Origin of the sequence: Rhizobium sp. C104, from assembly GCF_022354505.1 — a bacterium.
GTDB classification, from domain to species: domain Bacteria; phylum Pseudomonadota; class Alphaproteobacteria; order Rhizobiales; family Rhizobiaceae; genus Rhizobium; species Rhizobium redzepovicii.
In genome coordinates this window covers 230,009-250,967 of record NZ_CP092351.1, presented here as the reverse complement: position 1 = coordinate 250,967, position 20,959 = coordinate 230,009, and the positions used below count along the sequence as shown (strand labels likewise).

20 protein-coding genes and 3 pseudogenes are annotated in these 20,959 nt (G+C 59.1%); 12 read left to right on the top strand and 11 right to left on the bottom strand.

Translation table 11 applies throughout. From position 1 onward, the window contains the following. The first annotated feature begins 9 nt into the window (after positions 1–9). The 3 genes and pseudogenes from istA to MF410_RS28155 all read left to right on the top strand — a co-directional run. The gene (gene istA / locus MF410_RS28165; RefSeq protein WP_222135254.1) at positions 10–1,509 is read left to right on the top strand and encodes an IS21 family transposase; all 1,500 of its coding nucleotides are present in this window, start codon (positions 10–12) and stop codon (positions 1,507–1,509) included. A gap of 1 nt (position 1,510) precedes the next feature. Then, positions 1,511–2,245: an IS21-like element helper ATPase IstB gene (gene istB / locus MF410_RS28160; RefSeq protein ID WP_222135253.1), complete on the top strand. Its 735-nt coding sequence runs from the start codon at positions 1,511–1,513 to the stop codon at positions 2,243–2,245. 691 nt (positions 2,246–2,936) lie between these two features. Continuing rightward, positions 2,937–3,109 (top strand): annotated as a pseudogene (locus tag MF410_RS28155) (VOC family protein); the annotation flags it as partial. A gap of 19 nt (positions 3,110–3,128) precedes the next feature. Here MF410_RS28155 and MF410_RS28150 read toward each other — a convergent pair. Further along, positions 3,129–5,972 (bottom strand): winged helix-turn-helix domain-containing protein, encoded by a 2,844-nt coding sequence (locus MF410_RS28150; protein ID WP_222135058.1) that lies wholly within the window; start codon positions 5,970–5,972, stop codon positions 3,129–3,131. Positions 5,973–6,213: 241 nt separating this feature from the next. On the opposite strand from MF410_RS28150, the gene MF410_RS28145 reads away from it, so the two are divergent. After that, a complete protein-coding gene (locus MF410_RS28145) occupies positions 6,214–6,867 on the top strand; it encodes a LuxR C-terminal-related transcriptional regulator (RefSeq protein ID WP_239620676.1) in 654 nt (217 codons plus the stop codon). A gap of 280 nt (positions 6,868–7,147) precedes the next feature. On the opposite strand, the pseudogene MF410_RS28140 reads toward MF410_RS28145, so the two are convergent. The 3 genes and pseudogenes from MF410_RS28140 to MF410_RS28130 all read right to left on the bottom strand — a co-directional run. Further along, a pseudogene (locus MF410_RS28140) lies at positions 7,148–7,585 on the bottom strand (CbbBc protein); the annotation flags it as partial. Positions 7,586–7,832: 247 nt separating this feature from the next. Continuing rightward, positions 7,833–9,095: an epoxide hydrolase gene (locus MF410_RS28135; RefSeq protein WP_131711488.1), complete on the bottom strand. Its 1,263-nt coding sequence runs from the start codon at positions 9,093–9,095 to the stop codon at positions 7,833–7,835. Positions 9,096–9,826: 731 nt separating this feature from the next. Then, complete coding sequence (locus MF410_RS28130) at positions 9,827–10,534, bottom strand: substrate-binding domain-containing protein (RefSeq protein WP_239620675.1); 708 nt, start codon at positions 10,532–10,534, stop codon at positions 9,827–9,829. 92 nt (positions 10,535–10,626) lie between these two features. On the opposite strand from MF410_RS28130, the gene MF410_RS28125 reads away from it, so the two are divergent. The 3 genes and pseudogenes from MF410_RS28125 to MF410_RS28115 all read left to right on the top strand — a co-directional run. Further along, positions 10,627–11,067 carry a transposase gene (locus tag MF410_RS28125; protein WP_131711463.1) on the top strand — a complete coding sequence of 147 codons (441 nt, stop codon included), beginning with the start codon at positions 10,627–10,629 and terminating at the stop codon, positions 11,065–11,067. Further along, positions 11,048–11,401: an IS66 family insertion sequence element accessory protein TnpB gene (gene tnpB / locus MF410_RS28120; protein ID WP_131711462.1), complete on the top strand. Its 354-nt coding sequence runs from the start codon at positions 11,048–11,050 to the stop codon at positions 11,399–11,401. Before MF410_RS28125 ends, tnpB begins: the two co-directional genes overlap by 20 nt. Before the next feature lie 53 nt (positions 11,402–11,454). After that, a pseudogene (locus MF410_RS28115) lies at positions 11,455–11,873 on the top strand (IS66 family transposase); the annotation flags it as partial. Positions 11,874–12,086: 213 nt separating this feature from the next. On the opposite strand, the gene MF410_RS28110 reads toward MF410_RS28115, so the two are convergent. The 6 genes from MF410_RS28110 to MF410_RS28085 all read right to left on the bottom strand — a co-directional run bounded on the left by MF410_RS28110 (position 12,087) and on the right by MF410_RS28085 (position 16,027). Next, positions 12,087–12,788 (bottom strand): type 1 glutamine amidotransferase domain-containing protein, encoded by a 702-nt coding sequence (locus MF410_RS28110; RefSeq protein WP_131711461.1) that lies wholly within the window; start codon positions 12,786–12,788, stop codon positions 12,087–12,089. Between the two features lie 145 nt (positions 12,789–12,933). Next, positions 12,934–13,326, bottom strand: a complete 393-nt coding sequence (locus MF410_RS28105) for a tautomerase family protein (protein WP_131711460.1) — start codon at positions 13,324–13,326, stop codon at positions 12,934–12,936. 297 nt (positions 13,327–13,623) lie between these two features. Next, entirely contained in the window at positions 13,624–13,860 is a 237-nt protein-coding gene (locus MF410_RS28100; RefSeq protein WP_131711459.1) for a 4-oxalocrotonate tautomerase family protein, read from the bottom strand. 36 nt (positions 13,861–13,896) lie between these two features. After that, positions 13,897–14,529 carry a DsbA family protein gene (locus MF410_RS28095; protein ID WP_239620673.1) on the bottom strand — a complete coding sequence of 211 codons (633 nt, stop codon included), beginning with the start codon at positions 14,527–14,529 and terminating at the stop codon, positions 13,897–13,899. Between the two features lie 68 nt (positions 14,530–14,597). After that, on the bottom strand, positions 14,598–15,311 hold the full coding sequence (locus tag MF410_RS28090; RefSeq protein WP_131711457.1) for an SDR family oxidoreductase: 714 nt from the start codon (positions 15,309–15,311) through the stop codon (positions 14,598–14,600). A 173-nt stretch (positions 15,312–15,484) separates the two neighbouring features. Further along, on the bottom strand, positions 15,485–16,027 hold the full coding sequence (locus MF410_RS28085; protein ID WP_131711456.1) for a glyoxalase: 543 nt from the start codon (positions 16,025–16,027) through the stop codon (positions 15,485–15,487). A gap of 355 nt (positions 16,028–16,382) precedes the next feature. Between MF410_RS28085 and MF410_RS28080 the strand changes: the two genes are divergently transcribed. From MF410_RS28080 to MF410_RS28060, 5 genes are all read left to right on the top strand, one after another. Then, a complete protein-coding gene (locus MF410_RS28080; RefSeq protein WP_239620671.1) occupies positions 16,383–16,709 on the top strand; it encodes a hypothetical protein in 327 nt (108 codons plus the stop codon). Between the two features lie 102 nt (positions 16,710–16,811). Beyond that, positions 16,812–17,138 (top strand): LuxR C-terminal-related transcriptional regulator, encoded by a 327-nt coding sequence (locus MF410_RS28075; RefSeq protein ID WP_239620668.1) that lies wholly within the window; start codon positions 16,812–16,814, stop codon positions 17,136–17,138. A 145-nt stretch (positions 17,139–17,283) separates the two neighbouring features. Further along, positions 17,284–18,321: an alpha/beta hydrolase gene (locus MF410_RS28070; RefSeq protein ID WP_131711455.1), complete on the top strand. Its 1,038-nt coding sequence runs from the start codon at positions 17,284–17,286 to the stop codon at positions 18,319–18,321. Between the two features lie 159 nt (positions 18,322–18,480). Continuing rightward, positions 18,481–19,238, top strand: a protein-coding gene (locus MF410_RS28065) for an IS5 family transposase (protein WP_239620732.1) whose coding sequence is annotated in 2 segments (ribosomal slippage) — positions 18,481–18,805 and positions 18,805–19,238 — 759 coding nt in all. Because the reading frame shifts where the segments join, the coding sequence is not laid out codon by codon here. Between the two features lie 98 nt (positions 19,239–19,336). Next, entirely contained in the window at positions 19,337–20,374 is a 1,038-nt protein-coding gene (locus tag MF410_RS28060; protein WP_222135056.1) for an LLM class flavin-dependent oxidoreductase, read from the top strand. Positions 20,375–20,422: 48 nt separating this feature from the next. On the opposite strand, the gene MF410_RS28055 is transcribed toward MF410_RS28060, so the two are convergent. After that, positions 20,423–20,884, bottom strand: coding sequence for a nuclear transport factor 2 family protein (locus MF410_RS28055; protein WP_131711453.1), 462 nt, complete (start codon positions 20,882–20,884; stop codon positions 20,423–20,425). Positions 20,885–20,959: the final 75 nt, after the last annotated feature.

The following is a 20,959-nucleotide window of genomic DNA, read 5'->3' as shown; positions in this document are numbered from 1 at the left end:
TTTGTTTGGATGCTTATTGTGGAAACAATTCTGAAGATACGACGGCTGGCCCATGTGCAAGGCAAGTCGATCAAGGCGATCTGCCGGGAGTTGGGCATATCGCGGAAAGTGGTGCGGAAGGTTTTGCGCACCGATGAGACGGAGTTCAAATACGAGCGAGCCCGTCAACCTCAGCCGAAGCTCGGACCATGGCGCGAACAACTCGATCGGATATTGCTTGCCAATGAGGCCAAGGCTTCCCGCGAGCGCCTGACGCTGATCCGGATATACGAGGATTTACGCGACCTCGGCTATGAAGGCGGTTACGACACCGTTCGGCGTTATGCGAGGACATGGTCGAAAGAGCGCGGGGCCGTGACGGCGGAAGCCTATGTCCCGCTTTATTACGCGCCCGGCGAAGCCTACCAGTTCGACTGGAGCCACGAGATTGTCGTACTGAACGGCGTGACGACAACGGTGAAGGTGGCTCATGTCCGGCTTTGCCACAGCCGAATGATGTTTGTGAGGGCCTATCCGCGAGAGACGCAGGAGATGGTCTTCGACGCCCATGACAAGGCGTTCGCGTTCTTCGGCGGAGCCTGCACGCGCGGCATCTATGATAATATGAAGACGGCGGTGGAGACGGTCTTCGTTGGCAAGGAACGGCAATATAACCGTCGTTTCCTGCAGATGTGCAGCCATTTCCTTGTCGAGCCGGTGGCCTGCACGCCGGCGTCCGGCTGGGAGAAGGGCCAGGTCGAGAACCAGGTCAATCTGGTGAGAGAGCGCTTCTTCACCCCACGTCTGCGCTTCAAATCCTACGATGAGCTGAACGGCTGGCTGCTGGACAAGTGCATCAGCTATGCCCGCGCCCATAAGCATGTCGATCAGACGGAGCACACGATCTGGGAGGTGTTCGATGCGGAGCGGCCGCATATGATCAGTTATCCCGGCAAGTTCGATGGCTTCCACGCCGTCCAGGCCTCGATCGGCAAGACCTGCCTCGTGCGTTTCGACAACAACAAATACTCGGTGCTGTCCACCGCGGTCGGTCGCCCGGCAGAGGTACATGCCTATGCCGACCGCATCGTCATCCGGCAAGATGGCATCGAGATCGGTCAGCACGACCGCTGCTTCGGCCGCGGCGAGACGATCTATAATCCATGGCATTACGTTCCGGTCCTGACCCGCAAGCCGGGAGCCCTACGCAACGGCGCCCCGTTCCATGACTGGGTTTTGCCCGCCGCCATGGAGAAGGTGCGCCGCCGGTTGAAGGCCATGCATGACGGCGACCGGCAGATGGTGGCGATCCTGGAATGTGTCGGTGAGGCCGGGCTTCCCACCGTTGAAGCAGCCTGCCAGGAGGCGCTCGATCAGGGCGTGTTCTCATCCGCCGTCATCATCAACATTCTGGCCCGTAAGCGTGATCCGCAACCGGCCGCCATCCTTTCCATTCCCGATGCGCTTCGCCTGACCCATGAGCCTCTGGCCGATTGCGCACGTTACGACAGCCTCAGGAGGGCAAGCTGATATGGAACGATCCCAAATCCTCGACATGATGGGCACGCTGAAGCTGTTTGGCATGCGCAGCGCATACGACGAGACAATGGCTTCCGGCATCAAACGCCAGCATGAACCGCCCCGTATTGTCGGTGACTTGTTGCAGTCAGAGATTGCTGAGAAGCAGGCCCGGTCGATCAAATACCAGATCGCCATCGCCAAATTGCCGCTGGCCAAGGATATCAACGACTTTGACTTCACCGATACACCGGTCAATGAAGGGTTAGTGCGCCAGCTCGCGACCGGGGCGTTCCTCGCCGAGCAACACAATGTTGTTCTGGTCGGCGGGACCGGCACAGGGAAGTCCCATCTGTCCATCGCGCTTGCCCGTGCTCTTATCCGCAACGGAGCGCGGGGCCGGTTCTTCAATGTTGTCGATCTCGTCAATCGGCTTGAGACAGAAGCACGCAATGGCAAACAGGGGCGGCTTGCCGACTTCATCACCAGGCTCGACTTCGTCATCATGGACGAACTCGGCTATCTCCCGTTCGCTCAGGCCGGCGGCCAGCTTCTCTTCCATTTGATCAGCAGGCTTTACGAGCGGACGTCGGTCATCGTCACGACCAACCTAGCCTTCGGAGAATGGCCCGCTGTGTTCGGCGACGCCAAGATGACCGCCGCTCTTCTCGACAGGCTCACCCACCATTGCGAGATCCTGGAAACCGGAAATGAATCCTGGCGCTTCAAAAACCGCTCTCAAAGCTAAAGCCGAAAAGACAACCAACCCGCGCCCGCAGGCCCCTGCGCTAAATGAAAAGCTCCGGGCCTACGCGCGCTGACCCTATGCAACCAGAGGCAGGGGTCACTTTTGGGAGCCGATAAGGGGTCCCGTTACCAAGCCGATTGACAGCTGCTTTGCGATGAATCCGAACTCACGGCGCTGGACCGCCATTCGGAAAGCGATTTGGGCTCTGCCGACCAGCGATATTAGGCCATTTTTGGCACGGTGGCTCGGGGGGTGCAGCTTGGCTACCGATCGGCGGATCATCAGGCTTGTTGCCAGACCCTTCCGCCGCAACCATGCCTTCATGGAGTTCTCCTCTTCTTCCCGCGGTGATCATAAGTGGAAAATTCTAGGTCTGAACGGCCTAATTCAGCGGGGCACGTTACTCGGCAACAGCCCCAAGAACCAAACCAGTATGCAAGGCTGCTTATGAACGCAACGGCGAACACGAGCGCCCAGATGAGAGGACTTTGCCTGCTCTCGCACCCCGGCGTCCTTGTGCGTCGTACGGAGTGCCCTTCTCGATCGAAACGTAGGGATCACGCTGCCGGTCCCGATGATGATGAAGCTGCATGAGCCCGGCCCTATACCGGGCCGTATCGTCATCCGTCTCGGCTCGTGTCGTCATCTTCCGTTCAACGGTTTCAAACATCGCCCGCTACCATTCCGTGTCCTTCGCGTCATGTTAACCGTGGATGACATCGACGAGACGAGACGCTTGAAAGGCTACGCAAGCCGGGCGCGCAGGTCGTAGGCGAAGTCGTCGATTATAGGGACGTTTATCGGCTCTGCTACATCCGTGGGCCTGACGGGCTTCTCATCGGACTCGACCAGGAACTCGGCTGAGCGTTGGGAGCTCTGCGCGTCATTCTTGCGACGCTTCGATCAACGCCCTGGCGCGGAGCAGCACGGGGCTCGAATGACCTTCCGAGAATTGTTGATAGATGGGAGAGAGCACACTCCTTGCCTCGCCTTGGTATCCCGCCGCCTTGCGGAAATTTATGAGGCTGACGGCCGAGGTCAATTGCCAGTACAGCGCCTCCTGCCGGGCGGCTTCCATCATGGCGTTCTGGAAAAGCTCTTCTATCTCCAAAGGCGTTCTCAAGTCCTGATCCCTGAGAACCTCACCCTTTCTCCTCAAGATTTCCGGGATCATCCAGTGGTAGCCATGCTCCCGCGAAAATGACAATGCGTGGCTGAGCTCGCTCAGTGCCTCATTGAGCCGGCCCAAGGCTTGCAGCGCCGCAGCGAGTTCGCAAAGGAAGGTGGGATAGAACAACAGGTATGACGCTTCGCGCATCTCCGCGATGCCGGCCCGCAGATCTTCGACGCCCGCGTAGGCATCGCGGAGCCTGCGCGCAATTGCTCCCCTGACGCTCAGGCCAACGGCATGAAAGGGCCGAAGGCCGTGTTGCGACGCCTGCCGCGACAGCTCTTCGCCCCAGACTTTCGCCCGGTCCAAGTCGTCGATGCTGAGCGCAACGAACGAGGCGGACCAGGCGAGCGCGACGCATAGGACAAAAGGCTGCGCCGTTTCCCGGGCCTCCTGAATTGCCTGCTCTGCCGTTTCCGCCGCCTGCTCCAGCAGGCCGCGCGAGATGAGGTTGACCGTGTTATGAGACAAGGAAGAGGTGCGGACATCCGCTTCCAGTCTCAGCAGATCAATTTTGCGGTGCTCGACCGGATAGTTCGCCGCTGCCCAGCTCAGCCGATCACCTGCCTCCCGGTGGCGCGCCTGATAGGTTTGCGGGATACCGACGAGCCATGAGGCCGTGGTCCGTTCGTGCAGGTCTCGCTCGTCGAGCGTGGCCTCGTATTCCTGCGCGAATGTCAGCGCATCGTCCAGCCTGGCTGATCTCGCGGAAAAGAGCCACAGGGCACAGGTGACGCGCTGGAGGTAGTCGGGATCGTTGAGGCTCCTCGCCAGATGCAGCGCGCCGATGAGTACCTCTTTCCCGCGCGGATTCATTCCTTGCGTATAAATGAGGGCGTAACCGAGCGCACAGCGCAAGACCATCTCGATGCGACTTCCTTTTTCCTCGCCAAGGCGGTCGAGAGCGCGCTCGGCCCAGTCGCCCGCTTCGGAAACCAGCGAGATTGCCGTCCAGAAGTCGCTCGATGTCGCAGCGAGCTTAGCGCCAAGGCCACCCTTGCCGCCCTCGGACAGTGCCCATCGCAGGGCCGCTCGCAAATTGTCGATCTCGCGTCGATAGTGCGTGATGTTCTCGATGGCCGCAGAGAGCGTGCGTCGCGCCGAGAAGGGTTGAAAGAGCTTGAGGAAATGCTTCGCCATTCTGCACATCGTCCGGCGAAAGTCCTCGCCGTCGCCGAGCTTCTCGAGCGAGTAGACGCGCACCGTCTCGAGCAGACGCCAGCGCGGTACCGTTTCCGATCCGTCGAATGTGATCAGGGATTTGCTGACGAGGTTGGATATGGCCAGCGTCGTTTCCGCGTCCCCTTCACCACTTACGGCCACGGCGGCATCCAACGTGAAGCCTCCTGGAAACGCCGCCAGCCTGCACAATAGCTGGCGCTCCGACTCCGGCAGGAGCTGATAGCTCCAATCCAAAGCTGCGCGCAGCGTTTGATGACGGGGCAAGGCGGTGCGGCGACCGCCCGTGAGAAGAACGAACCGGTCGTCTAGGCGACCGGCAATCTGCTGTAGTCCGAGGGTCGCAGCGCGGGCCGCCGCCAGTTCGATGGCGAGCGGGATGCCGTCGAGATGCCGGCAGATATCGGCGATCGTTGAAAGCTTCTGCTGATCCGGCTCGAAATCCCATTGGAGCGCCCGTGTGCGCGCGACGAACAGATGGATGGCGCTGTGTTCTGCGGCACTGACCACCTCTCCACTATCCGGTACTTCCAACGGCGGTACGCGGTAGGCGAATTCTCCCTCTATTCGCAGGGATTCTCGGCTCGTCGCGATAACGGTCACGTGCGGGCAGATTCGCAGGATCGTATCGATCATCGCGGCAGCGGCGTCAATGACGTGCTCGCAGTTGTCAATAAGAAGCAGAACCCTGCGTTCGCCGATGGCGCGCGCCACCACCTCGGCGGTGATTTGATCACCCTGAAGCTTCAGATCGACAGCTTGGGCGACAGTCGTCGGAACGAGCTCAGGCTCCCGAAGCGAGACCAGTTCCACGAAGAATGCGTCGCTGCCCAGCTGCGGCAGCAGACGGCGTCCCAATTCAGACGCGAGCATTGTCTTGCCGATGCCGCCAGGACCGGTCAGGGTGACGACACGATATGCCGAGGTGAGCGTCAGAAGTCTGCGCAGGGCGCTCTCGCGCCCAACCAGTTCGGAGGCGGGTGCCGGAATGTTTGAGACAGGTCGGCTTTCCCGGGACGGCATGCCTGTCGTCGTAATCTGCGACGCGGCAGACGGAGGATCGGATTTCCACTGACCGATCAGTCGATACCCCCGGCCCGAGATCGTCTTCAGCAGATCCCGGTCTTTTCCCAGCGCCTTCCGGATCGCCGATATATGGACTTGGATCGTGTTGTCCTCCACGACAAGCCCAGGCCAGACGCGTCGCATTAGATCGTCCTTGGTGACGGCCTCTCCCGAGGCTGTCGCCAGCACTTCCAAGATATCGAAGGCGCGGCTGCCCAAAGGGACCGGAGCCCCGAGAGCACGGAGCTCCCGCTTCCCAAGATCCAGCTCCCAGCCCGAGAATTCGAATAAATTTCGTTCTATTTGTCCCAAGCTTATCCGATCTCTTTTGCCAAAGCCGCGAAAAATTCAGGGACGCTGAACCTCAAGGCGCCTGCTTGTGAAGCGATGCCCTCTGCGCAAGCAGATATATTTCAGGATATTTCAGATTCTCTCAAGCGACTTAAGTCGCGTTGGTGGTCATCCCGCTTTAGAAGATTGAACCCAGGTCCCGCGCCGCATCGGCGCTACTAAATTCTTGGACCGCTAAGATCACAAAGAGAAGGAGGCTGGCATGTATAGTGGCAAACTACTTCAGTTCCCCCCAAAAAAGATAGCACCGCCGGCGGAAGATGCGCCGGTTGTGTGCCTCGTGAGCAATGATCCAGTATTCAATCGATCTCTGGACCAAGAGATCCAAACTCTCGGCGCGCGGCCAACCAGCTTCAGTTCTGCACGGGATTTTCTCACCCAGGCTCGCCATGCACGCTTCGCGTGCGTCATCATCGACAATGCCCTGGCCGATCTTGACGTCGACGTCCTCACCCTCCTGATTTGCCGGCAGGCAGTTCGTCACCCCGTGATCGTGCTGACATCCGAGGGCGATTCTCAAGTGACGTTGACTGCCACCCGATATCCGGTGACATTTCTGCCGAGACCTTTAGCCACGGGCAATCTCGTCCAACTGATCCACTCTTCCGTTGAGGCGACCATCTCGATCAGCCAGCTGGATTGCCGTTACCAGAGCCTTTCGGCGCGCGAAAGGCAGGTCATGCAGTTCGTCGTCGAAGGTCTGCTGAACAAACAAGTCGCATATAAATTGAATATCAGCGTGATCACGGTAAAGGCCCACCGCGGTCAGGTAATGAGGAAGATGCGAGCCCGCTCACTGCCGGAGTTGGTGAACATGGCCGCGAAGATTGGACAGGGCCTCTACGCCGTATGCTGAAGCCGAGCCAACGGCAGTTCGAGACAGTTTAGCCAATACCTAAGTGTAGTTATAAGTGCGCGCCGATCGGTCTAATCTCCTCTATATCGCCGCCCTCGATAAGGCGATACGCTTAAACAGCGACAGTGCTCCCGCGTCCTCCCCTCCGCCGGAGCGCGCGGATCCTCAAGGTCCGCCAGAGGCCGTCTCCGACCGCCCGGAGACGGCCTTTTCTTCATGGGGCCGCCAATCGCGCGCCCCGCGATCGCGTACCGGCCATAGTGACGGAGACGGTTTCAGTGTCGAGCTTGTTCAATTCTTGCGCAATCAATTCGAAAGCCGCACTCCAAACGATCGGCTCGTAGCGATCGCTGCCAGCGTTGTAGCGCAGCGGCACAGTCAGCCTGCCGGAATCTTCCAGCTTGTGGTCCGTCCATTCCCAAAGCTCCGAGACGGCATGGTCAGCGAAAAAAAACGGTCCCGATCGTTTTGCGGTCGATTCCCAGGTGATGGCCTTCGCGCCATTTTTACAGAAATCGAAAGACGATGTGTGCTTGGGATCGGGCCAGGCGCAGCCGGGACAGTCGAAACCCTCCGGCTGGTTCGCTTTGAGCAATGTCATTGCCCCCTGCGCGACCACTTGTGGTGCGCAAGCGTTTTTGCGACGGCCTTGAGCGCATCCCATCCGCCAGCCGGGCGGATCATACTGCTCGGTACCTTCCGGACGCTTATCTTTCATCTCGGCAACTCCTCAAGGCTTGATAGCTTTGTGATCTGGACGCGCGGGCGCGACCGCCAGAAAGTTAGTGCCGAAGGCGGACGACGGACATAATACACTGGGATAGGCGCGCGGGCGCATTTGCCGTCGCGCTCCGCGAGGCTCATCCCTCGATGCCTATGTCGTGGAAACCATCCGCGAAGCCCCGACAATATGAACGGACAAGGGCGCGGCCCCTCGATGGACGGGCCGCGGGATTGAACCGAAATTAACGAACCGGCTTGAAGGCCGCCCGCAATTCTTCGGCGAAGAGCTGCGGCTGTTCCCAAGCGGCAAAATGCCCGCCTCGCTCAACCTGGTGGTAGTAAACCAGGGAAGGATAGGCCTGGCGGCTCCAGCTCTCCGGCGCTTTGTAAATTTCCTTCGGGAAGACCGAGATTCCGACCGGGATCTTTATGTCCTTGGTCTTCTGCGCTTCGGAGCTGAAGTTGTTGTTGTTATTTTCCCAATAGAAGCGGGATGATGACGCGCCCGTGTTGGTCAGCCAATAGAGCGTGATGTCATTCAGCATTTCATCCCTCGACAAGACGCGTTCGGGAACGCCGTCACTGTCGCTCCACTGCGCGAACTTCTCATAGATCCACGACGCCAGTCCGGACGGCGAATCCGAAAGCGAATAGCCGATCGTCTGGGGCCGGGTGACCATCATGGCGCCGTAGGCGGCATTGCGGCCGAAGAACACGCTCAAGGAATGGTAGGCTTCCTTTTCGGACTGGGACAGTCCGGCAGGAGCCGCGTCGCCGCTATTGATCCCCCGCATGAGTTCGCCAGGCACGGTCGCCGGCATGTTCAGATGTATTGCCAGCAAACCAGTCGGTGCCTGCCTTGCCAAAGCATCCGAGATCACCGAGCCGTGGTCGCCGCCCTGCGAGACGTAGTGGGTGTAGCCCAGCCGCTTCACCAGGACATCCCAGGCGCGGGCGACGCGGTCAGGCCCCCAGCCTTGATCCGTCGGCCGGCCGGAGAAGCCGTAGCCGGGGATCGACGGAATGATCACGTCGAAGGCGTCTTCCGGCTTGCCGCCATAGGCAGTCGGGTCGGTGAGAGGGCCGATCGCCTTGATGAACTCGAACATCGAGCCTGGCCAGCCATGGGTCAAGATGACCGGCAGGGCGTTCGGATGGCGGGAGCGGACGTGAATGAACTGGATGTCCACCCCGTCGATCGTCGTGACGAACTGCGGCAGGGCGTTGAGCTGGTCTTCGGCTTTGCGCCAATCATAGTCGGTCCCCCAGTAACGGACTAGCTCCTGGACGCGCGCGAGCTGGATGCCCTGAGAGATATCTCCAACGGTCTCCTTATCCGGCCAACGCGTTTCTGCGATCCGTCTCTTGAGATCGTCCAGCTGGCTCTGCGCGACGCGAACGTGAAACGGCCGAATACTCTCGTCCGACGCTGGCTGGGTCTGCGCGATCGGCGCGCTCGTTTCTGCCGCGCCAGCGGACTGAACACAAGCCGTCGATATAAGCATGGTCGATCCGAGCGCGATCGCGACCGCGCGTACAAATAACGGGTTCGACCTGGAAAACTGGGCAATATTGGTCACTGAAACTCTCCTTCGCCTGTCGTTCTGCAACTACTCGCAATGGGAGTGCTAGGCGGCGGAAGTATCACATATGTTTCGTGGCGATATCTCTTTTGTCACGGATTGTACCGTCGAAGTCGTCAGATACTCGTTGATACAAATCCTGACATTACTCGTCCGTTGAAAATATCCGGCATCGCCGGCACTGCCCTTCGGCAGGCGCTGCAAAGAAGCTCGGCTGAAACGAGCATCACCTCATTAAACGATTTCGGAATTTATCATTCTATGGAAAACGGCGAACCAGATCAGCGGATTGTCGTGCGCAAATCGCGCCTAATCCCGGCGCGCATTCCCCTGTTGTTGCCGGGAAACAAAGCTGAAAGATCCAGGTTCGGCGCTGCCCAGAGATCAAATCATCGAGCATCGACGAATGCTGGATTCCGGTCCGGAGAAGTCAAACAAGCGTAATTGCCTGATACTCACCCGTTCCGCGATGAACCGCTGGTCGGAGGCGCCTTTGCCTCTGCAGTCGGAGCTGTCATCAGTCCAGCGCTTCCGAGGACCGAAACGAGGATCAGTCGGCCGGGGAAGCAACCGGCACCGGCAATGAAGCGATCAGGGCTCAAGCATCCGTGCTTGTCGACCAAGGCGTCCCTTGCTGGGAACGCCTATCAAGCCTAAGACTGTTTTCTGAAAGCGACCCGAGGGGCAACCGACTGGCGCACGATCATGTCGCACTCCAGCTTGACCTTGTGATTGTCATGCTGCATCCGCGGCGCGGCGATCATCTCGGCCAGCTTTTCGACCGCATAGCGCGCCATGTCGGCATGGGGCAGCTGCATGGTGGTGAGCGGCGGCAGCATGTCGCCGGAATAGGATTCGTTGTCGAAACCGATGACGGAAAGATCTCGCGGGATCTGTAGGCCGGCCTCCTTCGCTGCCTCGTACACACCCATGGCGATGCGGTCGCAGAAGCAGCATATTGCAGTCGGCCGGTCATCGAGCACCTGAAGCCGCTTGAAGGCGGCATAGCCGCCTTGAATGGTCCAGCGCCCCTTGATGATCAAATGATTATCGACGGGAATGTCACGCATGGTCAGGGCCCGACGATAGCCCTTGATCCGCTCGCGGGAGGCTTCGATCGAATCCTCGCCGCCGATATAGGCGATGCGGGTGTGGCCGGCATCGATCAGCGACAGCGTCGCATTCATCACTGCCGACAGGTCTCCCGGCACCACGCTCGGCAGAGGTTTTTCGACAGCGTAGCAATTCAAGAGGACCGTCGGCCATTCAGTGAGGTGCGGGGGAAGCGTGACCTGCTGCGTGATCAGCCGCGCATAGATGACCCCGGCAACAGGCAGCGTCGCGAGTTCCAGGCGCCACAACGTAAGCGCGATTTTCTCCGCACCTTCAGTAATTGAGTGAGCTTTGGCATGAGATGTCCACCTAAAAGAGGTGGACACCAAGTTATGGATGAATGTCAAAAGTTGCCGTGCGGCTGGTTGGTCGGAATGGGAGACGCCGTTTCGATCAATGTTCGAAAGATCGCCTTGTTGCGGCCTGCCTTGAACCTGGCGCATCGGTATCAAAACTTGCGCGCCTACACGGGATCAACGCGAACCTCGTTTGGAAATGGATCAGGAAACACACCCAGGCCCATCCATTGCCGCCTTCTTCGCCATCAGTCTTTATTCCGGTTCAGGTCGCCTCCGCGAGCAGCAAGTTTGACATTGAGATGCTTGCGACGGATCGTGAAGAGCTGCCGCCAAAAGTGGAGAGGAACGGCCCGCTGTCTCCTCCAGCGAAGATGAGCGCGTCATTGCCGAATGGTGTGAGATTGACGACGCTGGAATGCGGCGATCTGGACGCATTGACGGCCGTAATCGGAGCCTTGGGTCATGTTCAAGCTGGGCGCTGATCTTCAAGTCTATCTGAATCGCGAACCGATCGACCTCAGAGCCGGCATCAACAGCCTTGCGGTTCTGGTCCAGGAGACGATGGCGCTCGATCCGTTTGCCCCGGCAGTTTTTGCCTTTTGTAATCGCAGGCGTGACCGCGTGAAGCTGTTATTCTTCGATCGCTCGGGCTTTGTGCTGATCCTGAGGCGGCTGACTGAAGGCAAGTTCCGATGGCCGCGCCGAGAGGTGCTGGTGGTCACGCTGACGACCGAGCAACTGCACTGGATTCTCGACGGGATCGATATCGGTGCGATGATCCGCCATCCCGTGCGGCAGTATCAGATCGCCGGTTGAAGGTGGCGAATTGAGCTGTTGACGCAAAGGGGCGGTTCAGATTCAAAACTACGATGAATCGAACCGGCGAACCGAGCGTTGCAGAGCTTGATGGCGCAGTTGGCGGCCAACGCCGCCGAAATCGCTGCGCTCAAAGCCGAGAAGGAAGCACTCTCGCAGCGGGTCGTCAAGCTGGAAGAAGAACTGGTGCTCGCAAGGCTCCGTCGTTTTGCCCCACGTAGCGAAAAGCACATCAATCGCCTCTTCAACGAAGCCGAAGAGGCGGCGGGTGAAGATGACAGTGACGACGGCGACGTCGTCTATCTTCCCAGGCCTGCCGCCTGTCGAGAGCGCGGCGGGATAGAAGCGCGGCCGCAGACCTTTGCCGGAAGATTTGCCGCGCGAGCGTGTCGAATATGACCTTCCCGACGATCAGAAGGCCTGCCCGTCCTGCCACGGCCAAATGCATCGCATGGGCGAGGCGGTTCCCGAGAACGCCAGGGTGAATGATCTCGGCGTTCAAAACCCATAGCGCCCGACTACAATGATTGAATTTAAAGAAATCACAGGTTGCGCGAGCGTCTCGCGCAATGTGAGCCGTCATCTTTCCAGTAACCGGAATCGCTGTTCTACTTTAAGACGCGCGTCCAAAAGGAGGCCGCGGGAGCAAGATCTCGCGTCCCCTTTTTCGCTCGCCGATTATCGCCTAGGCGACGACGGCGCCGGTTTTCACAGTGGTGAGAAGCTTGATGAGCGCCTGCGCTCCCGCAGTGGAAGATGCCGGGTTTTGCCCGGTGATCAACATGCCGTCGATGATAGCGAAGCTCTCCCAGTTCGCCTTCTTCTCATAGAGACCGCCGAGACGTTTGAGCTCGTCCTCAACAAGGAAAGGAACGACCTTCGTCAGTTGCACTTCCTCCTCCTCGCCATTGGTAAAGCCTGTCACCCGCTTTCCCTTGACGATCGGAGCGCCTCTATAGGTGACGCGATGAAGCACCGCCGGCGCGTGGCAGACTGCCGCCACCGGCTTGCCGGAGTTGTAAAAGGACTCGATCAGCTTGATGGACTCCGGGTTGTCCACGAGATCCCACATGGGACCATGCCCACCGGGATAAAAGACGGCGTCGAAATCTTCGGAACGGACTTCGCTCAGCTTCTTGGTGCTCGCAAAAACCTTCTGCGCGGCCTCGTCGGCCTTGAACCGCGTCATGGCGGGCGTCTGATTTTCCGGCAGATCGCTCTTCGGGTCGATCGGAGGTTGACCGCCTTTGGGGGACACGAGTGTCAAGTCGACGCCTGCATCGCGGAAGACGTAGTACGGTGCGGCGCCCTCCTCCAGCCAAAAACCAGTCTTGCGCCCAGTACTTCCGAGTGTGTCGTGCGAGGTGAATACCATGAGGATCTTCATGCTTAGGCTCCTTCCACTTTTCTGAATTTGCAGCCGATCGGCTGCACGACTGGAAGCATGTCTTGGATCAGCCGGATTTGCATGTGCACATTAGTATCGCCGATACCTTGGTATTGGTGGACCCACCAGACCGAGACGTGTGTACCTACCAGAGCTCGCCTGTCAGGAACTGCGCGCTGCCCATGCCGAACGACCAGTCCTCGTCCGAGTTGATATGCAGAGAGACCATCACGTCAGATGGCGCCACGTCGCAGCGAGCCTGGAGCGCACGCGTGAGGCTTGAATAGAAGGCCACCTTGGCATCTCGAGACCTCGGGCGGCTGGTTATTTCGAGCAGTAGGAACTTCTCGGTCCGGGTGATGTCGAGCCCAGTGTCAAGCGCGCGAATATTCGACGCCTCGTGCTCTTGAAGGATCTGGTATCTGTCTCTCCGCGGAGCTCCGAAAGTCTCCACGACGACGTCGTGAATGGTATCAAGCAACACGTCGACCTCCTGTGGCGAACGACCTTTCAGGATATGGATTTTGACGAGGGGCATTGGTGTCTCCAAAATTGCCGAAAACAGTGTCGCTGAGAACTGTCCTCCTGCTCCGGGGCCAAGGCTATTGCACGATGGTATTTCCGACGCCTCGACGGGACGGAGAAGCGATGGCGGATCCTTGCCGCAGCACCAGGCACGCCGGCTGGCTGGGATGAACCCACTTCGCTCACAGGGTGCTCCGCATCCTGTTTGCCGAACTGAGAGCTTCCAGTTGGATCAGGCCGGCAGCGAAAACGCACACGCCGCCGGTGATCACCGGCGGCGTGCATATTCTTCCTCTGGAATAGCGTGAGGTCAGGCTTTGCCTTCAGCCTTCCTCTTCCGGTATTGGACGGTTGGAAGGCCGCCCCAGCCCCAGTTGTCCAAGTCGACTTCCTCGATCACCACGTAAGTCGACTCGAGCGGCTTGTTGAGGACGTGGAGCATGACCTGGCTGACGCCAGCGATGATTGCGGCTTTCTCCTCGGGAGTCACCGACGCGCGATCTGGGGTCGTGCCCTCACGGGTTACTTGCACGGTGACTATGGGCATTTGCTATTCTCCTTGTTCGATGACTTCGTCGATCTGCTAGGCGGCCATTGCAGCGAGGTGCTTCTCAAGTTCGTCGACATGCGCATACCCAGCGCCGACCTTGCTGAGAGTTCCAGCCTTGTTCAAGAACAAGGTCGGGAAGCTTGAAACACCCATTGCTCGCACCGTCGCGAAGTCCGTTGCGGCTTCTTCGATCGTGCTACGCTTATTCCATTCTGCCAGGAATTCCTCCGAGCTGACGGGATGACCTAGTTCAGCGAGCGCGCGAGAACCGGTCTCAGCCAGTGTGGCTCCGTCCGTCGTGTCGAGCGCGTCGACGTAGAAGGCATGCTGGAATGCCCGGAAGACGCTCAGAAGATCGGCTTCCGGCTTAAGTATGCGGGCGGTCACCACCGCACGGCACACGGGTTCGGTGTCGTAGACGAAGCCCTGTCTGGCAAGAAGGCCTTCTCGGTTGAACGGTACGCCGCTGGCTTCCTCGACCTTGCCCCAGTGGTGCAGTCTGAACTGTTTGCCCGCGTCATCGAGAACGTCGGTCGCGCCCGCGCGCAATCCACCGAGGAGGATCTTCAGGGATAGGTCCGGACGCCGCTCGAGCAGCAGCCCCATCTGTTTGCCGAATCGATAGCACCACGAGCACATCGGATCGGCGGCTAGTACAAGTTCCATTGTCTTTCCTTTCACTCGCATGCAGAACGCAGCGTATCCACGCCACGCGCCCGCGTGATATTCGAGACCTACCAGCGGCCGGCGTTCTGGCCACCGTCGACATGGAGGATCTCTCCAGTGACGAAGCTTGCGTCTTCGAGGTAGATCACCGCGTCGACAATGTCGCTGATCTCGCCCATGTGGCCGACGGGATGCAGCGCGGAGAGGAATTCGTGGGTCTCTGGAGCATGCATCGGGGTCTTGATGATGCCAGGAGACACGGCATTCACCCGGACGCCCGTCTTGGCGAACTCGATCGCCAGTTCCTTCGTCACGGCGTTAAGACCGCCCTTCGTGAGCGAAGCAAGGGCCGTGGGGACGCTCGACACCGGCTGGTTTACGAGGCTGGTCGTGATGCTGACAATGTGGCCGGAGCCCTGCTTGAGCATCTCCCTCGCAGCCCGCTGCGTAATGTGGAAGAAGCCCGAAACGTTCACGCCGAAGTTCAGATCATAATCTTCCTGAGTGAAGTCGACGAACGGTTTGGCAGTGAAGACGCCGGCATTGTTCACCAACGTGTCGATCCGACCAAAACGGTCAATCGCCTCGCGGACGACGCGCTCTGCGGTCTCGGAGTTGGAGATGTCGCCCGCCACGGCATGTACGCCATCGTCGGACCCTTGTTTGATTGAACGCGAGGTGGCGACGACGTGGTAGTCCCGCGCGCGGTAGGCTCGAACCAGGCCTTCACCAATGCCTTGCGATGCACCGGTGATGACGGCGACCATCTGCTGATTGCTCATGATATCATCCTTTCAATTGCATCGGTCCTTGTCGGGCCGCCCGTCGCCTCGGCGTCGGTGCTATTGATTTAGATGCTGTCGACCATCGGGAGAATTGCCAGGCAGCGGCAGTCAGTGAACCGTTTTTCGGCATAATTGTTAGCGCGCTCGTCGGCGGCCCGTGGACCAGCTCGCTATCCCCACACCGCCTTAGTTAGCTCCTTCGTAAATGCGGTATCTCCCTTGCGCCCAGGAAGGCGGGTCGTGATCTCCTGAACAGTCCACTCGTTTCCATCCGGGTCATGAAAAATGAAATACGATGGGTAGCTTTTCCGCTCCGAATTCAGTCCAGCCGTGATGCCCACGCCGTTGGAATGATGGAAAATTCCGCCGACGTCATGAAATGGCTCGCTCGTTTCGACGCCTCGAGATAGGAGATCGCTCGGTGCTGCCGGCAGATCCGAAACGACCAGGTGCAATCCCCGCGATGAACCAGAGGGGGCCGTAATTATATTCTGCCCGAATATCACGGAGCATCCAGATCCAGGCGGAGTGAACTGCACGATGCGGTAGTCGTCGCCTTGAAAATCAATATCGAAACGCCATCCGAGAGCTGCATAAAAAAGTTTGCTTCGGTCGACGTCGGCGACGGCGATCACCGCAAGCTCGAGTGTCATCGCAACTCCCGAGAGGGACTGCGGGGCTTCCTTGCTGGATGGTCTCAGTTCGCTATCCACATCAGTGCTCCTTTGAGATGGTCGCCGACGGATCCTAAAAGTGGCGACACGCGTCCCAAGCTTATGAACTCGCACCACGCCTGCCCTTGCACTTAGGTATCGACGCTTGGAAGCGGCCAGAACGCCGTGGGTTGGATGTACGACACCATCGTACCGTAGCCCCGTTGAGCCGAGGGATTTATCATAAGCCTCCTCGCTTAGCGCCAAAGGGCTGCGACGAGACCCACGCCGCACCGCAAGAACAGGCGAGACAAATTTCAAATACGAAAATAATAGCCGAACCGTCCGAGCCTCCACTCAGCACCGCAGGAGAACTGCACGAACGAGGCAGACACCTCGGCCTATCGATCGTTGGTTGCAGGCGGCGGGCAACTTCGGACGCGAGTACGGTTTTCCCGATCCCACCGGGTCCCGTAAGGGTTACAATCCGATCGGCCGACATGACCGTCACAATATGAGAAATTGCAGCCTGACGGCCGATGAGCTCGGACGCCGCCACAGCGCTTTGGTCGCCGTATTGAATAACGGCACCGAATTCGATCCCAATTTGCATCTACATATTTCGGGTATGGGCCGGCGACTACAACGGTTCACCTCAGCGCACGACTTGCTAAGCGGCGCCCAATCTGGACGCTTCAACTCTATCCTCGTTGACGCCAGTATGGCCGATCTGCCGGTCTGAGATCTAGCGCGATTGATTTGCTCTTACGCCGTGCACTGCCCAATCATCGTTGTCACCCCTCGTAACAGTCCGGCCACCTCTGTTGTCACAACGAGATTTCGGGTGAGCTTCCTCCCCAAGCAGGACGATCCCGCGGTGGCTGCAGAAGAAGTCAACACATCTATCCTTGCGTTCAACGAGGCGAACCGTTTGGAGGCCAATTTTCTGACGCTGACACCGCGAGAACGTCAAGTGATGAAGTTCGTGGTAGAAGGCTTGCTGAACAAGCAGGTGGCGTTCAAGTTGAATATTAGCGAGATCACCGTCAAGGCTCATCGTGGCCGGCTCATGCGGAAGATGAACGCCAGAACACTTCCCGACCTTTTGTATATAGCCGCAAGACTCGGCCCCGCGTCAGGCTCCGCCCCGAACGAACTGCCGGCGTTCTGAGGCGCCGCCCGCGCCTACATGTTTGTGCACTCCCGTAGCTGACCCAACACCATTGGACAGTAGCGCATTTCTATCGCCTGTCTGAAATGGACTCGCAGGGCCAGTCGTGCGGTAGGCTCAACAAGCGATCTTTGGAGACACAGCCATGAGCAACTCAAATAATGCGACCTGGACACGCCGCTCCTTTGGCGGAGTGGCACTCGGGCTGACGGCCGCAGGATTCCTCGCAGGGCGCGTCGAAGGTGCCGAGCAAAGCAAAAGGCCGGTACGGCACGAGGGTGTGGGCCTGGTTGCCGACAAGCGTACCGACGCCGGAGACCTGAATGTCGGATACGCCCAGCTCGGTCCTGAAGACGGCTCACCCGTTATGCTGTTCCATGGCTGGCCCTACGATATCAACGCCTTCGCCGAGGTGGCGCCTTTGCTCGCGGAGCGTGGTCATCGTGTGATCGTGCCACATCTGCGCGGATACGGCAGCACTAGGTTCCTGTCCGATGACACTATGCGGAACGGCCAACAGTCGGCGCTTGCTGTCGACGCCATCAAGCTGATGGACGCCTTGAAGATTGAAAAGGCGACGATCGCCGGGTTCGACTGGGGTGCGCGGACCGCCGACATCGTCGCAGCGCTCTGGCCAGAACGATGCAGGGGTTTGGTATCCGTCAGCGGCTATCTCATAGGGAACCAAGCTGCTGGAAGGGCGCCCCTGCCCCCAGCCGCGGAGGTTCAGTGGTGGTATCAGTTCTACTTCGCCACGGACCGCGGTCGCGACGGCTATGAAAAATATACGAACGACTTCGCCAAGCTGATCTGGCGCCTCGCCTCGCCGCAGTGGAAGTTCGACGACGCGACCTTCGATCGGAGTGCAGAAGCATTTGCCAATCCCGATCACGTCTCGATCGTCATTCATAACTACCGCTGGCGGCTGGGCCTGACGGAAGGTGAAAAACGCTTCGACGAATTCGAAACCAGGCTTGCAGCCGGTCCCGAGATCCATGTGCCGACGATCACGATGGAGGGCGACGCCAACGGAGCGCCTCATCCGGATCCCAACGCCTACGCCGCAAAGTTCAAGGCGAGATACGAACACCGTCTCTCAGTGGGCGGGATCGGCCACAATTTGCCGCAGGAGGCGCCCGAGGCGTTCGCCAAGGCGGTAAGAGATGTCGATTCCTGGGCGTGAGCAACCGGGTCCCGACACGCTCAATTATCGAAAAAATCGATGATCTCCATGCGAAAAACCACACTGGCGAGGCATCGCCTAGGTCCAATCGACATTCAGGATTCCCAAATCGCTTGATCGCTGATTCATAGAGCACCGTGTTAGTCACGGAGGTCGATGATGTCGATTAGGCGGTATGAACTGAGCGACGCTCAGTGGCTCACGATTGCATCCTTATTGCCTGGTAAGATTGGCGACCCGGGGCGTAGCGGCTCGGACAACCGTCTGTTCATCAATGGTTGCCTGTGGGTTTTGCGCTCCGGCGCACATTGGCGCGACCTGCCGGAGCGCTATGGCAAATGGAAGACGGTGCATAAGCGTTTCAGCCGCTGGTGCCATGCCGGCGTATGGGAGCGGGTGTTCGAGGCGCTGACAGCAGACCGCAACAACCAGTATCTGATGATCGACAGCACGATCGTTCGCGCCCATCAGCAAGCCGCCTCCGGAAAAGGGGGGCCAAGGATCAGGCGTTGGGGCGTTCCCGAGGCGGACTGACCACCAAGATCCATATGCTGGTTGATGCCCTTGGCCGACCGCTGCGTTTCATCGTAACCGCCGGTCAGGTGGGCGACATCACGCAAGCGCCGGCTCTTCTGAAGGGACAGAGCGGCGATGCCGTGCTGGCTGATAAAGCTTATGACAGCAATGCCTTGCGGGAAACAATCACCAGCATGGGAGCCGAAGCAGTCATCCCGTCAAACCGCTCGCGCAAGATCATCATCCCCCACGACGAAGCCGCCTACAAAGATCGTAACCGCATCGAGCGATGCTTCAACCGTATGAAGCACTTCCGACGTTTCGCCACTCGATACGACCGCAGAACAATCCATTTCGAAGGATTCGTCTATCTCCTCGCCGCAATGATCTGGCTGCGGTGAATGTCGATTAGTCCTAGTCGTGAGATGGGAAGCGCTTCCGCCGGGAAGGCGTCAGAACGCCGTGGCTCCGGGTGCGAGCTCCTTGAAAGGATTCAACTTTGGAAATCGGTATCGATAGTTTTGCGATGCTCCTGCCCGACCCTGACACGGGTCGCCTGCAGTCGGCCGTCGATCGCATGGAGAGCGTACTTTCCGAGGTGGAGCTGGCGGACCAGGTCGGTCTGGACGTCTTCGGAATGGGCGAACACCACAGGGAAAACGCGCTTGATTCCGCGCCCGCCGTGATACTTGCCGCAGCAGCGGCGCGCACCAAGTCGATAAGGCTGACGAGCGCCGTCGCCGTCCTTAGCGCCTCCGATCCCGTCCGGCTTTTCCAGGAGTTCGCAACGCTGGACCTGATATCCCGTGGACGAGCGGAGATCGTGGTCGGTCGTGGCTCTTCCGTGGAGGCCTATCCCCTGTTCGGCTTCGACCTGAGGGATTACGATGCGCTGTTTGCGGAAAAGCTGGACTTACTGCTCAAGATCAGGGAGCAGCCCAACGTCAAGTGGCAGGGCCGGTTTCGTCCTGCGATCAATGGCGAGGGTGTCTTCCCTCGTCCGCATCAGCACAAATTGCCAATCTGGCTTGGCGTTGGCGGCACGCCCGAATCCTTCGTCCGCGCAGGAACTCTCGGTCTCCCGCTGATGGTGGCCATCATCGGAGGGAGCTTCGAGCGCTTTCTGCCCCTGGTCGAGCTCTATCGTCGAGCATGGCTCGTCGCCGGGCATCCCGCTGAAAACCATCGGTTAGGCGTCCACGCTCTTGGCTTTGTCGGAGAGACCGACGAGGCCGCAAAGAAAGCGTTTTTCCCCGGCTGGTTCCAAATGTTCACGGACGCCGGAAGAGAGCGCGGCTGGCCGCCGCCGACGCAGGCTCAGTTCGAGCATATGTGCGGGCCGGGTGGCGCGTTCCTCGTCGGCAGCCCGCAGACGGTGGCTGCCAAGATATCCCATGTTAACAAAACGTTGAGAGGAATTTCTCGCATCACCTTTCAGATGAGCACCGCCGCGCTCGACGCGGAATCGATGCGTCGTTCGATCGAGCTGCTGGGAACCGACGTCGCGCCTTTGGTACGGGGACAGCGTCGCGACTAGCGGGTGCGCGTCGCGAAGAGCGCCGACGTATGCCGGCGCCCCATCTCTTCAGCCGAAGATCAGTTTCTGATAGGCAGCCAGCATCTGCGGATCCTCGACGGAACCATGATGGTGAAGCTGTCGCCAACCGCCGTCCTTGCGTACAAACCACCGGGTCGTCCGGAAGGCGACATCAAGCGTCTCTGTCGCCGTCTGACATACTCCGCGTTCGCGGCCGACGAACAGATGCCACTCGTCGCCGCCCTGGCTCGTGAAGTCGTGGAAAGTAACTTGGACCTTCGTTTTTCCCTTGAAGAGCGTTGAATACCCGTCGGCGATCTGGTCCCAACCGCGGCGGATGCCGCCGATCGGGTTGTCCATGCTGGGATCCGGGCCGTCGAGCCAGACCTGTTTCAGCCCCTTGAGATCGCCAGCGTTGAAGGCCCGATAGAATCGTATCAGAGCATCCAAGGCGCATCCATCGTTATGCGCCGTCTCGCCACCGTTAACTTCTGTGAGATGCCGGTCCATCAATTTTCTCCGTACTTCCTCGAAGGTGCCTGACGCACTTGGAATACATGTAGCTCTCCTCGTACCGGCGAACTT